The 13896-nt window shown below is 47.1% G+C and carries 18 protein-coding genes; 10 read left to right on the forward strand and 8 right to left on the reverse strand.

Going from position 1 to position 13896, the window contains the following annotated elements; translation table 11 throughout:
- Positions 1–73 precede the first annotated feature (73 nt).
- From NSU18_RS00330 to NSU18_RS00340, 3 genes are all read left to right on the forward strand, one after another.
- Complete coding sequence (locus NSU18_RS00330; RefSeq protein ID WP_341147897.1) at positions 74–691, forward strand: CPBP family intramembrane glutamic endopeptidase; 618 nt, start codon at positions 74–76, stop codon at positions 689–691.
- Positions 692–815: 124 nt separating this feature from the next.
- The gene (locus NSU18_RS00335; RefSeq protein ID WP_341022857.1) at positions 816–1037 is read left to right on the forward strand and encodes a hypothetical protein; all 222 of its coding nucleotides are present in this window, start codon (positions 816–818) and stop codon (positions 1035–1037) included.
- Between the two features lies 1 nt (position 1038).
- The gene (locus NSU18_RS00340; RefSeq protein ID WP_341147898.1) at positions 1039–1518 is read left to right on the forward strand and encodes a DUF6756 family protein; all 480 of its coding nucleotides are present in this window, start codon (positions 1039–1041) and stop codon (positions 1516–1518) included.
- Between the two features lie 472 nt (positions 1519–1990).
- Here NSU18_RS00340 and NSU18_RS00345 read toward each other — a convergent pair whose 3' ends face one another.
- The gene (locus NSU18_RS00345) at positions 1991–2977 is read right to left on the reverse strand and encodes an NADP-dependent oxidoreductase (protein WP_341147899.1); all 987 of its coding nucleotides are present in this window, start codon (positions 2975–2977) and stop codon (positions 1991–1993) included.
- A 169-nt stretch (positions 2978–3146) separates the two neighbouring features.
- Between NSU18_RS00345 and NSU18_RS00350 the strand changes: the two genes are divergently transcribed.
- The 3 genes from NSU18_RS00350 (at position 3147) to NSU18_RS00360 (ending at position 4519) form a co-directional block, all read left to right on the forward strand.
- Entirely contained in the window at positions 3147–3725 is a 579-nt protein-coding gene (locus NSU18_RS00350) for a TetR/AcrR family transcriptional regulator (RefSeq protein WP_341147900.1), read from the forward strand.
- Entirely contained in the window at positions 3722–4018 is a 297-nt protein-coding gene (locus NSU18_RS00355; protein WP_341147901.1) for a hypothetical protein, read from the forward strand. The genes NSU18_RS00350 and NSU18_RS00355 overlap by 4 nt, the downstream gene beginning before the upstream one ends.
- Positions 4019–4102: 84 nt before the next feature.
- Positions 4103–4519 carry a hypothetical protein gene (locus tag NSU18_RS00360; RefSeq protein ID WP_341147902.1) on the forward strand — a complete coding sequence of 139 codons (417 nt, stop codon included), beginning with the start codon at positions 4103–4105 and terminating at the stop codon, positions 4517–4519.
- A gap of 187 nt (positions 4520–4706) precedes the next feature.
- Here NSU18_RS00360 and NSU18_RS00365 read toward each other — a convergent pair whose 3' ends face one another.
- Complete coding sequence (locus tag NSU18_RS00365; RefSeq protein ID WP_341147903.1) at positions 4707–5612, reverse strand: S1 family peptidase; 906 nt, start codon at positions 5610–5612, stop codon at positions 4707–4709.
- A 196-nt stretch (positions 5613–5808) separates the two neighbouring features.
- Here NSU18_RS00365 and NSU18_RS00370 point away from each other — a divergent pair, with 196 nt between their 5' ends.
- A complete protein-coding gene (locus NSU18_RS00370; protein WP_341147904.1) occupies positions 5809–6522 on the forward strand; it encodes a response regulator transcription factor in 714 nt (237 codons plus the stop codon).
- A gap of 2 nt (positions 6523–6524) precedes the next feature.
- Positions 6525–7847, forward strand: coding sequence for an ATP-binding protein (locus NSU18_RS00375; protein WP_341147905.1), 1323 nt, complete (start codon positions 6525–6527; stop codon positions 7845–7847).
- An 11-nt stretch (positions 7848–7858) separates the two neighbouring features.
- On the opposite strand, the gene NSU18_RS00380 is transcribed toward NSU18_RS00375, so the two are convergent.
- The 4 genes from NSU18_RS00380 to NSU18_RS00395 form a co-directional block, all read right to left on the reverse strand.
- The gene (locus NSU18_RS00380) at positions 7859–8458 is read right to left on the reverse strand and encodes an SMI1/KNR4 family protein (RefSeq protein ID WP_341150961.1); all 600 of its coding nucleotides are present in this window, start codon (positions 8456–8458) and stop codon (positions 7859–7861) included.
- A gap of 26 nt (positions 8459–8484) precedes the next feature.
- Positions 8485–8838, reverse strand: coding sequence for a hypothetical protein (locus NSU18_RS00385; protein ID WP_341147906.1), 354 nt, complete (start codon positions 8836–8838; stop codon positions 8485–8487).
- 304 nt (positions 8839–9142) lie between these two features.
- Entirely contained in the window at positions 9143–9955 is an 813-nt protein-coding gene (locus NSU18_RS00390; protein WP_341147907.1) for an inositol monophosphatase family protein, read from the reverse strand.
- A gap of 242 nt (positions 9956–10197) precedes the next feature.
- The gene (locus NSU18_RS00395) at positions 10198–11193 is read right to left on the reverse strand and encodes a MerR family transcriptional regulator (RefSeq protein WP_341022836.1); all 996 of its coding nucleotides are present in this window, start codon (positions 11191–11193) and stop codon (positions 10198–10200) included.
- Between the two features lie 78 nt (positions 11194–11271).
- Here NSU18_RS00395 and NSU18_RS00400 point away from each other — a divergent pair, with 78 nt between their 5' ends.
- Positions 11272–12558 carry an amidohydrolase gene (locus NSU18_RS00400; RefSeq protein WP_341147908.1) on the forward strand — a complete coding sequence of 429 codons (1287 nt, stop codon included), beginning with the start codon at positions 11272–11274 and terminating at the stop codon, positions 12556–12558.
- Positions 12559–12823: 265 nt separating this feature from the next.
- On the opposite strand, the gene NSU18_RS00405 is transcribed toward NSU18_RS00400, so the two are convergent.
- Together NSU18_RS00405 and NSU18_RS00410 are read right to left on the reverse strand one after the other, a co-directional pair.
- Positions 12824–13048: a helix-turn-helix domain-containing protein gene (locus NSU18_RS00405; RefSeq protein WP_341022832.1), complete on the reverse strand. Its 225-nt coding sequence runs from the start codon at positions 13046–13048 to the stop codon at positions 12824–12826.
- 150 nt (positions 13049–13198) lie between these two features.
- Positions 13199–13423 (reverse strand): helix-turn-helix domain-containing protein, encoded by a 225-nt coding sequence (locus NSU18_RS00410; protein ID WP_076083328.1) that lies wholly within the window; start codon positions 13421–13423, stop codon positions 13199–13201.
- A 112-nt stretch (positions 13424–13535) separates the two neighbouring features.
- Between NSU18_RS00410 and NSU18_RS00415 the strand changes: the two genes are divergently transcribed.
- Positions 13536–13817, forward strand: a complete 282-nt coding sequence (locus NSU18_RS00415) for a DUF6809 family protein (RefSeq protein ID WP_341022830.1) — start codon at positions 13536–13538, stop codon at positions 13815–13817.
- The last annotated feature ends 79 nt before the right edge of the window (positions 13818–13896 follow it).

Consider the following 13896-nt stretch of genomic DNA (forward strand, 5'->3'; position numbering starts at 1 on the left):
CTGTTATGTTATTTTAGCCTTTGAAGATTGTAACTTACATAGTTATTCAAGAAGAGGGGAAGAGAGGAAAGTTATGAACCATTCAGCCCAAACGCCTCCACCTGGCCCAAAACCATTCAATCCCAAAGACGCTATACTAGTCTTTTTCGCTTTCGCCCTGATCAGTGCAGCCGTTCTTTTTGCCCTTGTTATCTACGATGTCTTGACGCTGGAGGACCTCTTATCCTTTGAGAATCCGCTGCAGCTGGCAATGTACTCTGTCCTTCCTACAATCAGTCTGCTGTTGTTCGGGATCATCCTGACCCTGCTTACGCCTGCCAGCTATATTGACGAGACGAACAAGAGCTATCAAAAGTATTCGCTTGCGGCAATCCTTGCCTTCACGTTAGCTGCGGCATTATTTGAAGAACTGCTGTTCCGGGGAATTATTCAAAATGTACTGAACCTCTACCTTCCCGGCCCCTGGACCGCTATTGCAGTCACCACCGTGCTGTTTGTGGGAACGCATGTCCAGTATTATACTAAGCCGCTAATGCTGTTGAACATCACCATCCCGAGTCTGGTCTTCGGGTGGGTGTATGTGCAGACGCATAATCTGCTGGTCCCGCTGCTTGTGCATTTTCTGATGAATCTGGGGATTACGCTGTTGTTCAAATATAAGGTGATTTCTATGAGAGGGGAGAAGGGGTAATGGATAATAAACTGATAGGAGTTTGGTCGGTGGACTGTATGTATGGGCCTGGGACTCGATGTCGATTGAGACCTTTCATTGGACGGCGGAAGGCAACAAGTTACACCTTCGGGGGGAGCAGGTCTTGAGTAATTATGAGGCTCCCGAACCTTCTGATCTGAATCTGGAAGGAGTAGAATTTGTGATTGCTCATGAGGATACTCCATCCCGCCAAACTATGCCGGTCTTACGATTTTCTATGCCTGTATGTATGGATCATACGACGTTTGGGCTGCTGGAGAATAAGGTTGCAGAGGACTACTATTCACAACGGTTGAAATTCGTAGAGAACAAGGTGGGGGAGTAGAATGGATTCCCTATCTGTTCGCGCAGAGATCGAAGAATTAATCAAGTCGCTGAAGCTGGACCGGAGCGGGCTACATGAAGTTCGCAAAGATCAGTGGATGCGTATACTGCGTGAAATCGAGGAACGGTTTTTGGTGAAGACCCACTATACACAGGGATTACACTGGGGCTGGAACCGGTTCCAGGAACCCCGGCATAGTGCGAGCTTCACAGACAAAGAATATGCCAAACTAAGAGACATCATCCAAGATGAATCCATCTGTTTCATTGCGGAGGACTGTTATGATAAGCTGTGGCTGTATGAGGGGAAGACGGCGGCAATTCTTCAAGTGATCCCTGAGTTATGCCACCTCAATGAATACTACTTAATCTCCAAAAAACTTCAATGGCTCCTCTGCGAAGACCACCATGACATACTCCACTTGAGCGGCCAGCCGATTATTGACCGATGGAGGAGAGATGAAGGGCTGTCCCAAAAGTGATAGCCCCTTTTATTGCGGGAATTATGTATGCCAAAAACAGCATACAATGGGCTCGCTGAAGGCGCGTGGGCTAAATGTATGTGGAAAACAGCATACAATGGGCTCGCTGAAGGCGCGCGGGCTAAATGTATGTGGAAAACAGCATACAATGGGCCCGCTGGAGGCGCGTGGGGCCAAATGTATGTGGAAAACAGCATACAATGGACTCGCTGAAGGTGAGTGGGGCCAAATGTATGTGGAAAACAGCATACAATGGGCTCGCTGAAGGCGCGTGGGGCCAAATGTATACGGAAAACAGCATACATTTGCACACACGCAGGCCTGATGCCTGAATCGAGCGTCCCCCTTCCCCCAAGTGCTCACACCGAATCTACTCCAGCATAAAGAGCTATCCCAAGCAGCCGCTTCATGGCTTCTGGGACAGCCCCTTCTTCATGCAGATTACAAATTCCCATCCCGCCAGGCATGGCATTTATCCAAGATTTTTCGTTATGATGATTTTCCCCCGTTTGGTTGGCTCTTCACTTTTGCGATACGCCTGGAGCAGGCCTTGGGCAGTGAAGGGATAAGCCTCATGGATATGAATATTCAATTTTTTCTCTTGCATCTGGCGGAGAATGGATTCAAAATCAGTACGGTTAGCTCTTGCCTGGAAGAAATAGGCGTTAATTCCGCGAACCTTCGGGTATTCATTGAGCGCGAATGCCACCACTGAAATATAGGTTCCGCCATCCTTGATGACCGAGTAGTTCTTCGTTCCGATGTCTCCCGGTAACCCGGTACCGAAAGTGGCGGGGTCCATAGCGGAATCCAACACGAAATCAACAGGCTCTGTGATTTGGGTGGTGAAGTCGGTTTTCGTATAATCGATCACCTCGTCAGCACCGAGTCCTTTGACGAAATCGTGATTATAGTCTCTCGCAGTTGCGATTACATATGCTCCATGCTGCTTGGCTAACTGGACTGCTGCATGTCCTACTCCTCCAGCGCCAGCTTGAATAAGGATGCGTTGTCCCGGTTGAAGCTGGCCATGCTCAAACAGCGCTTGCCAGGCTGGCAAGGCAACGGCAGGCGCAGCGCCGGCCTCTTCGAAGGAGACACTCTCAGGAATAACGGCTAGGAGATCTTCCTCCACGGCAACATAGTCCATGTAGGAACCTCGCGGAATCATTCCCATGACACGATCCCCCGGCTTGAAATGCCGGACTTTCACGCCAACCTCTTTAACAATACCAGCTACTTCATTACCAAGAATAAGCGGCAATTGAAATTGATCCGCAAATTTATCGGCCACCGGACCCTCAAGAATTGCACCGCTGCGAAACAGAGCATCTGCGGGATTGATGGATGAGGCGCGCATTTCGACGAGAACCTGTGTGCCGGTGATTGCGGGGACCGGTACTTCCAGTTCTTCCAGCGTTTCGGGAATTCCAAAGCTTGTCAAAGCAATAGCTTTCATAATGATCCTCCTCATAAATTGAACATAAGTATGATTCACGGATTGTTTAAGCAACACCTGACTGATAAAATAATAATATTGCGTGCTTGAGAGTTCAATCGGCAGAGTTAGAGGAAAGTTGCATAGGCAACACATTGTGAATATTGATGTTTAATAAGGAGATATAGGAATGGTAAATCAGGAAGATCCGAGGGTATTGCGCACACGACAGTTAATTCGAACAGCGTTCAGAGATTTGCTGCAAAGAAAAGGCTTTGATGCAATCACCATTAAAGATATCGCTCAGGAGGCAACCATTAACCGCGCCACCTTTTATGCCCATTTTGAAGATAAATATGCTTTGCTGGACGAAGTCACAGAACAGGCTTTTCATGAGAGGATTCCTGAGCAAGTGGCGGATGCACAGGAGTTTACGGATGATATATGTGACCAGTTAATCATAATGACACACCAATACATCATAGATTTTTACCGGATCTGCAGAATAGATTCAAATCTGATGGCTAAGCTGGTCGATGACAAAATAAAAAAACTGCTGCAGCAAACCATAGAAAGCATTTTTCTGAAAGGCAATGCCTACCCTGGAGTGGACATTCATCATATCAAAATCATGGCGGCCATGACCGGTTCAGCCATCTATGGCGCTGCGCATTATTGGTTAAATGCCGATGATAAGAATCGGACCGGAGTGCTTGTAGATATTGCTAGTCCCTATGTAATGAATGGTCTGGGGCTGGTAACCCCATGAACGCTATTAGACACGCACAAGCTCTAATAACCTGGCATCGAGACCCCGGCAAATTTTCAAGAAATGAATGGATCCGCGATATCGTTGTTAACTATGGGGAGATCATAGACGGGTTCATGCATGGGGATACCTGGACCGTATTGGTCAGGATTACAAGTCAATTGGAGGATACCTGGGATACGTATGCGGATGTGGCTTTTATTGTGGACGGTGCACCGTGGCATTTGTGGGTACCGGGTTACAGCTTCAACTTGTGGGCAGGCAAGGACGTTGCCACCGTTCACATTTTATAACACTATTTTCATATACTTTACTCATACTTGTGCCACAGAATTCCCGCAATCGCCTGCTAAGATGAAGATACTTTCAAAGAAGAGGTGATTGATTTGATCAAATGGACAAGAAGAGTAATCGCAGTATTAGCAGTAGTAAGTGTAGTGGGCGGCTCCACGAGCGCATTCGCAGCAACGGCGCCTGTAGTAAAGCCAGTGAAAGAAGTGAAGGTGACTGCACCAGCGGTGAAAGCTGCTACCCCAGCCAAGGTAACTCCTGTAAAAGCATCTACTCCTGCCAAAGCAGTAACCTCTGTGAAGAGTACAGCAGCTACTAAGAGTCCGGTCAAGGCTATAACTCCAGCCAAGCACAAAGCAGCAGTTAAGACAGCTGTAACCATTAAACACAAAGCTGCTGCAAAAACAGTCAGAGCCGCCAAACAAAAAGCAACAGTAAAGTCAGCAGCCCCACATGCCAAACAAAAAACGGCAGCCAAACCTGTGAAACCAAAGAAGAAATAATGCAGTCATTGCAGTCTTCCGCAGCAGCATACTTATAACCACAGAAGGCGGGGCTCGTGAAGAGTCCCGCTTTTGATCTAAATATAAGACTTTATATGTTGCACACGATAAAGTATCCTTCTATTTCTCGCTGAAACGATACCGTCCTTAAAAGGACGGCAAAGCCGTTTCCACTTGATTCACCTAACTAACTCTGATCTCCGTCCTCGGCGTGTCCAAAAATAGCTTCTGACAAATGGTTGTTCTCTATGAACTGTAAGATAAGCTTCGAACTGGTGGCAAAGGATCGGGGTTCACCAAGGATCGTTGAGGAGATTACGCCGACTATTTTATCGCTCGAATCTATGACAGCACTGCCGCTATTTCCAGGCCAGGTCTGTACTTTGAATTCCATGGAGTGCGTGTACACATCGGGTGTTGATGCATTTTTCGATTTGCGGATAACGGCCACATCATCGGCGGTGAATGTTCCGTAGAGCGGTGTCCAGGGGTATCTCTTGGTAGTCACAGTGTCTGAATTTCCTGTTGGCTTGGTAGGGTGCCCGATGACCGTTACCGTTTCGTTGGCCGTTGGCACAAGATTGAACTCCTTGAAGTAGCTGTCCTGATAGGCTTTCGGGATTTTGTTAACATTAATCTTCAGCAGTGAGAGGTCTTCCTTAAGATCTGTTGCCACTAATGTGCCAAGCAGATACCCGTCCGATTTTTGCGCATAAAAGGTAATTTGGAATCGCAATTTCTTTCCATTATAGCTGGCGGGAGCCACGTGATTGTTAGTGACAATGTATCCTCCAGGTAGCATGAAGCCAGCACCAATGCCAATCTTTGTCTTGGTCCCTTGACCGGACAGTACATACTTGTCTATCATAACGACACGTGTCAGATTCTTATAATCACGATAGGCTTTGGCTTGCTCTTCTTTGGATAATGCGGGGTTGCTGGTGTAAGGCCGGACCGTGATACCGGATTTGGTGGCCGTCACAGATGTAATAGACACTTTGCTGATGGCAGAAGCTGCGGCGGTATGGATGCCCAATGTTAGAACCGCAACAGCCAGTAGACATGAGAGGAATCTGCTAACCCTGCGAGTCATAATCACTCCCCCTTTAGTTTTATACTATTGAGGAGTGAGACATGTTGTGACGGTCAGTCTGCGGATATGTAAGAACAGAGTTTCACATCTCTTTCCGAAGAAGGGGAAGGCGGGGCTTAAGACGGGTCCTGTCTTTTATCTGCCTATATAACCCTGTATGATAGAGCTAGATTAGGACGGTAAAGGGGTATACATGATGACCAAAATAGTAGTCGTAGACGACGATCTTTTCATTTTACAGCTGCTCTCTGAATATTTGCGCAAGGAGGGGTATGACGTAACTTCATTCTCGAATGGCCGCACGCTGGTCGAGCATGTCCGCACAGAGCACCCGGATTGCCTGATTCTCGATATTATGATGCCCGGGATTGACGGACTGGCACTGCTCACCGAACTGCGCACCTTCACCGAGCTTCCTATTATTATGATCTCTGCGCGGGGCGAAGAGAGTGACCGGATTCAGGGGCTGGAGCTGGGCTGTAGTGACTTCCTGAGCAAGCCGTTCAATCCGCGTGAGCTGGTGGGCCGGGTGAAGTCTATGCTGCGTCTGGCCAGAGCAGGCAATGCAGCTGCGGAGGAGACCCCGCCATTGGCGGCAGCGAAGCAAGTCTGCAAATCCGGAAATGTGGAGATTGATGCGGATTACCGTAAAGTCACAGTGAATGCAGAGGAAGTAAGCCTAACCTCACGGGAGTTCGACCTTTTACTCTTTCTGGCCTCCCATCTGGAACGGCCCTTCGGGCGTGAGCATCTGATCCAGCAGGTGTGGGAATATGATTTTTTCGGGGATGTCCGGGTTGTAGATGATGTGGTCAAAAGAATCCGTAAAAAGCTCGCCGAGCACCACTCCACGCTGCTAATTGATACGGTGTGGGGCTTCGGATACCGTGCAGCCGTACGGAAGGTGTAGCCATGCGGACCATTCGCGGTAAAATGCTGTTCTCTCTCTGCATTGCCATGCTCATCACTGTAGCAATTACGGTGATGCTGTTCGTACATCTGATCGACGACATCCTGATGAATCAGGTGAAGGCTGAGCTGCACGGGCAGGTAGGGAAGGCGCAGAAGCTGCTCAGCGATGGCGACCTCAACAATCTGAGCAGCACACAGTTCAAGTATGTCGTCAAGGGACTGATGATGAACGCAGATTATATGATTCTGAATGGCAATCAGAGGATCGTTGATGCCAGTGATGAGAAGGAGGAAGGGAAGGAACTACATTACACGCCTACGGGGAAAAATGGAATTGCCCTCCTGCACGGCAGGAAGGTTCTTTATGCGCAAGAAAAGCTGAGAGGGCTGTCCGATGAAATCTTCATCTACTCGCCGCTATCTTCGCTTAGGGCCTTATACGGCTCACTCATGCGAACCACCTTGCTGTCCATCGGAGCGAGCTTTGTGGTGATTCTCGCCATCGGGCTGTTCGCCGTCTCACGGGTGGTGCGGCCGCTGAACCGGCTGAAGGAAGCCGTTGGACGATATGAGCCTTCCTATGCGCTGGGCAATCCTTTTCCGCAGGGGGACCGGACCGAGATTGGGGAGCTGATGACCACCTTCCAATCCATGTCGGGGCGCATCCAGCAGCATCAGCGGAACCAGATTGAATTCCTGCAAAATATCTCCCATGAGCTCAAAACCCCCCTGATGTCCATCCACGGCTTCGTGTTTGCCATTCAGGATCAGGTGGTCACGCAGGAGGAGGGGCTTGAGGTCATTACCAACCAATCGCAACGTTTGATTGACATGGTAGACAAGCTGCTCCAGCTCTCCCGGCTGGAAGCCGTTGACGAGCATTGGCCCGCCGCCACCGTTGACCTGCGGACCATGGCTGAAGAAGCCGCTATGCTGCTCATGCCGGAGGCCAACCGGAGGGAACTGAAGCTCACCGTGGAAGGGGAGAGCCTGCAAGTTACGATTCCCGGCGAGCAGCTATTCCGTATCCTGGTCAATCTATTGCAGAATGCGGTTAGGCATACCATAGATCAGGTGGTTATCCGGGTGGACCCGGAAGCTCCTGGAGCAGCGTGGGCTATCCATATTGAAGATAACGGCCCGGGGCTGGCGGAGGAGGAGCGGGAAGCGGTCTTCGAACGTTTCTACACTGGAGCGAACGGAGTAACAGGCCTTGGCCTGGCCATCTGCCGCCAGATTGCGGCTCGGCTGAACGGGGAGCTGACCTATTCCCGCTCAGAGCTGGGCGGTGCGCGGTTTAGTTTTAGGAAGAAGATTGGGTAACAGCATTATTTTCACCGGCACTCTTCATACCAATCATCTTCAAGATTTTGAATAGTATCCAATAAAAGATCTGAAAATGTTGGAGCTATAAAATATACAAAATCAGGGTCATGCACATAAAAGATAACTTGCCCAACAGTACCATGTTCTGTTGGGTCCAAGTCTAACATTAAATACATTGCCCCACCTACAACCTGTGCAAAAGGAAACCAACGCTTGTTAAATAAATAGGGCTTAATACGTGAATCGAGCTTACTAATTTCCTCATCGCTGTAATATTCGCTCATTAAATTATCACGATCGCAGAAAAATTTCTTAGTGTCTCTAATATCATCAAAGGAAAGCAAGGTGAATGGAATAACACTATCTCCATATGAAGTATACAAAAGATTAAGCGGATAACCGCTGCCATCCTTAATTGCATAAAACGCCTTGAAATCTGTTGGTAACGAAATGCTATAATCTCTTTCAAAGTCGTCAATCTGTTTATCCGTTACTCCAGTTATCTTCTTGTAATCTTTAAAGTACTCAATGTCTTCATCCACAACTTTTTCAGCTAATAACTCCTCTATTTTTGTATGTAATTCATCGATTTGAGAAATCTTACTCACCTCCAAATAGATTACACCTTAGAATACTAATCGCCGGGCATGTGCCAACCCGTGCCCTCATCCCAAATAACATCCGTATCATCTAGATGCACATGCCAATCTCCATTAGAAATACTTCTTCTAATATCCGTCAAACAGGTCAACCAATAAAACAGCGCATGCAATGTATCTTCAAAATTGTCTGATAGGGGCAGTTTTGTTGCACCTGCAAAGATTACTGTTGGTTCATCCTGGTCATAGTCATACACATGAAATGTTTCTCCAATATCCTTCATCTCAAAATCCGCATTGTATTTATCAATAATGGCCGTAATCTCTTGCTTCTCACTGCCCGTAAGGTTATGATTTCTCGTACATGTGTAATAAACAGAAATCCCCATGCTACATTCCTCCATTATAAAAAATAATCACTCAAGAACTTATATCCTCTTTATTATGCCATATTACCCTATCAACCCAAAATCTAACGGACCGGAGAGACCTTATCTCCGCGAAAACGCCACTTTTTGCAGCTTAACGGACTCAGACGACATTATAGTCTCTCTATGAGACGTTTCGGAGCTGAAGTGCAAAGTATAAGGCCTGTAGAGTCCGTTACTCGCCCAATTGGCGACTTTCTTCCCAAATAAGAGTACCTCAGTCCGTTACGCTAAGCCAAACGCCCCTGAAGAACACACAATTCTGTTATTCCGATTCCATCCGCAATAACGTCAAGAGATCCTCGCAGATTCCAGGTGTCGTGAATACAACCTCTTCACCATAAAGTTCTACAGGGATGTTATCTGGCACCGCTTGTACATGGCAAGTCAATGCTCCCGCCTCCCGTGCAATCAAACCAGCAGCGGCTACGTCCCACGGTGAGAGACTTTCTGTATGAGCATCTAACCTTCCGGAAGCCACATAACATATGTCTATTGTTGGAGCGGTAAAACGCCTAATGTCACGACAGTTGCTTCTGAGCCGGTTTACTCTTTCGATTGCTGGCTGTACTTGGGCTGGATCATGCGGGAAGCCCGTACCAATGACAGCATCTAGTAGGGAAGTACATGTACGAATTCCTAGACGCTCACCATTGCAATACGAGCCTTGCCCTTTTATACCTACATAGGTACAGTTCAAATCTGGCGCATACACGGCTCCTGCCAGCACTACGCCATCAAGGGCAAAAGCTAACGAAATTCCGTAATGCGGCAGGTTCCGGGCAAAATTAACGGTTCCATCTAAAGGGTCAATCACCCAAACCGGACCATCAAAATTGAACTTATCCCAGCTATGTACTCCATCTTCCTCCGAAAGGATTCGATGACCTTGAAATGTAACCTGTATGGCTTCTTGAATAATTCTTTCCGATAGCAAATCAGCCGATGTTACGAGCTCACCTGCATCCTTGTAATTCACTTCAATTTTTTCACGGTTACGCAGATCGGAAATTCTGTCACCTGCTTTGGTTACGGTCTGTTCTGCAAACAACGCTAATTCTCGAAGGTCGAACTTCATTTCGTTCCCATTCCTCCTTGCAGTGCGTAATTTTTTTTCAGACATAGATCATATTCGTGACTCGATATTACATCCCATCTTAAGGTTTTAATTTCGTTTTTTACTGTTTGGAACTAGCATTTCGGGATCAGATGGTCACGCAGGAGGAGGGGGGAGATAATCACCCGTTTCCGGCTAGTTGAACGCTGGCTTCGTTTGGTACACATACAATACGGTGAACCTTGCCGCAGGGGGGAGGTTTTTTACCGAATAGGTACTGCTAAAACAACATGCAACAATCGATTTACTTTAACGTGTTTCGTGATGCATCCGCTTTCCTCTAATAAATCAATGAGCTTGGGGAGTAGAATAGAATCCTCATCACCTTCATGTGGTGTGCTTCCTTCCCCGTCAATCATCAAATCCGCGACGCAGATCCTTCCGTGAGGTTTTAATACCCTGCGCATCTCCTGAATAGAGAGCAGCATTTGGTCGCTCGTCAGATGGTGCAGGGCAAAGCTCGAAACAATAAAATCAAACTTCCCGTCAAGGTACGGCAATGCCAGGAAATTGCCAAGCTTGGTCTCCATCTCAGGAAATTTACGCTGGCACTCCTTTAGCATTTCGTTGGACTGATCCACCCCAGCCATCACCACGCCTTCATGGATCAGTCGGCCGGCTAAATTTCCCGTACCTGTTCCAATATCCAAACCCCTTTCCCCAAGGATGGGCGAGACCCACTTCACGACGATCCGCAGCGCCTCATCATAGTCCCCATATTTCCGTGTGTCCTCTTGAACCAACTGATCGTGAACGCCGGCCAAACGGTCATACCCCCACTTATCCTTCCATGTCCGTTGTTCTCTCAGTCTTCTCGAACCCTCCGCCAGTATGTAAATGTCGTCAAGCGGAAGGGTATGGTCCTGCTTGAGGGTTTCAATCATTTGGTCTGTTGTCTCGATAATCTGCTGCATTTCGACCCATTTGGTGAACATGACGGATCGCTGGAGTTCCAACAAATATCGTAATTGGCTGTTTCCTTTGGCTTCAATATCCAATAGTGCAGTCCTAATATCACTAACTGGCATTCCTAATTCCCGGAGTGCAATGATCGTCTGCAAGCGCCAAATGTCTTCTTCGTCAAACCTCCGGTACTGATTGTCAGCTTGTTTGGAAGGAGCTATGAGCCCTTTTTCTTCGTAAAACCGAATCGCGCGCTGCGATATTTTCAGCATATCAGCGACTTCTTTTATTTTCATGAGACAGACCCCTTTATGTTCTTGACCCTCACTCAACGTCAAGGTTTAGTATAAACCCTAGAAAAGGAGGCTGTCACGATGAAGACGTTAATCAAAGGCGCGACCATCTTAAGCATGGGGAACGAGGAGCCCTATATCGGAGATATTCTCATCGACGGGGACCTCATAGCGGACATTCAGTCCATCATATCCACCGGGGCAGATGTGGTCATTCATGGCGGGGGGATGGCAGCAATGCCTGGGCTAATCAACGCTCACCAACACACACCTATGAGCTTGTTGCGGGGATTTTCCGACGATTTGAAGCTTATGGATTGGTTGAACCAGAAAATGCTCCCTGCTGAAGCGCGAATGACGCCAGAGGATATCTATTGGGGAGCGAAGCTCGCGATGGCGGAGATGATTAAATCGGGTACGACTACCTTCGCCGACATGTACATCCACATGAATGAAATCGCGGCAGCGGTAGAAGAGGTCGGTATGAGGGCTTCTTTAACACGGGGGCTCACCTTTCTCGAAAATGACGGAGGGCGGCGAATGTCGGAGGCGCTTGATCTCGTTCGTCACTGGAGCGGTGCAGCGGAAGGCAGAATTACGACCATGCTAGGTCCGCATTCCCCTTACACTGTTCCTCCGCAGCCCTTTAGAGAGATTATCGATTGGGCGGAGCAGGAGGACATACCGTTACATACTCATTTGGCCGAAACGAAAGAAGAAGTCTTTCAGATTCGGGAAAAGTATAATCAGACCCCAACCGAATATTTATATCACCTCGGTCTATTTGAAAAAGCGCATGTGCTCCTCGCACATAGCGTGCATCTAAATCGCCGTGATATCGGTTATCTGAAGAGTATGCGGGGCGGAGTGTCCCATAATCCAGTGAGCAATCTCAAGCTTGGCTGCGGCATAGCGCCGATCAAGGATATGGCTGACCAAGGGATTACGATAGGCTTAGGCACAGATGGGGCGGGTAGCGCCACCACGTTAGATATGTTCGAGGAGATCCGGGCGGCAACATGGCTGCAAAAGTTGGATTACGGCGACCCTACGAAGCTTCCTGCTCTGGATGCTCTTCGCATGGCGACGGCCGGAAGTGCAGAGTTGCTGCGCATCGCCCATGAGGTGGGCACGCTTGAAATCGGGAAGAAGGCAGATATCATCTTGCTTGATATGAGAAAACCGCACTTGCAGCCTATACACAACATCCATTCACTGCTCGCATACAGCGCTAACGGAGCGGACGTGGACACCACCATCGTTAACGGAAAAGTGTTGATGCAAGGCCGTCAACTGCTCACTATTGATGAAGACGAGTTATTGGAGCAAGTGTCGCTGCGCTCTAAGCGTATCGTTGAAGGCATTTAATTACTATACAGAATGAATAATGATTTTTATGTTTCTGGATAGACTGTAACTACAGAGAATATTTGGGCTTCAGGCCGCTGTTGTCCCCAGATTTCTCTGTTAACCGCTCCGACAGTTTCAAAATTTCACTCCATCACTTCTCACTGTCTTTTTATTTGAAAAAGTTCAATTTGTATAGGTAATAGCTTCTTTTCATGAAGGTCTATTCCCTAAAAATAAAAACAAGTTCATGTGCTTCTTAGCATGAACTTGTTTAGATTGCAGATTATTCTTTTTTTGTAGGATAACGCTTAGGGCTATCAGTCTGCCCCAAGATATAATCGATGCTAACATTATGGAAAGTAGCCAGCGTAATCAATACGGCGCTAGGAACATCCAAATTCCCATTCTCGTATCGGGAATAAGTGGCTTGTGTAATTTTTAAAAGTTCAGCCATTTGTTGTTGTGTCAGATCTTTGTCTTCGCGTAAGCCGCGGATTCTTTCGTACATTGCTCATCACCCAAGCCAAGTTTACGTTATGCGTAAGTTGCATATTGTTATTTATGCGATTTTCGCATAAAAATTATGCATGACTGAGTTTTAGAGTACGAACGTGTTGGTAGGGAGAGGCTATTCATATGAGTTCGCTTCTGTTCCAGTTTAATCATATGCAGGAGGATAACGCGTAGGGGTGGTGGTCTGTCCTAGAATATAGTCAACACTAACATTATGGAAATTAGCTAGCTTAATCAGAACAGCGCTAGGAAGGTCCAAATTCCCATTCTCATAGCGAGAATAGGTGGTTTGTGTAATATGTAATAACTCAGCCATTTGTTGCTGTGTTAGATCTTTATCTTCGCGTAAGTCACGGATCTTTAAATACAATGCTCATCACCCAAGCTAAGTGTACTTTATGCGAAAATTGCATATTGTATTTTATGCGGTTTTCGCATAAAATTAATTCATGTTAGGGGGAAAGTCCACAGAAGGAGGTCTGATGATCATTATTTTGGAGGATTTTTATTACGGCAAATTGCGCCCGAATGAATTGAACAATACATGTAATCCTGAGGTACAGAAGATTGATCAGAACATTATTGATTTATTGCAGGTGCTCAAAGAAAGACTACCCGAAGAAGAATTTAAACAAGTGGAGCAACTATATGATTTACAAAGTGACTCAAATTCTTTACAGTCAGCTTTATCTTTTATCCAAGGTTATAAAATAGGTGCGTTAATGATGATTGAGGTGTTTGGTGGGGAGAAGGGAGTTGAATAATACTAGTCATGTAATGATAAGTAAGTAAACCGGAGCGAAGTTAAGCTTCGGTTTTTTTGTGCAGAAACCCAACGGGGTT

It is taken from the genome of Paenibacillus sp. FSL H8-0048, from assembly GCF_038002825.1.
Taxonomy (GTDB): Bacteria; Bacillota; Bacilli; order Paenibacillales; family Paenibacillaceae; genus Paenibacillus_AQ.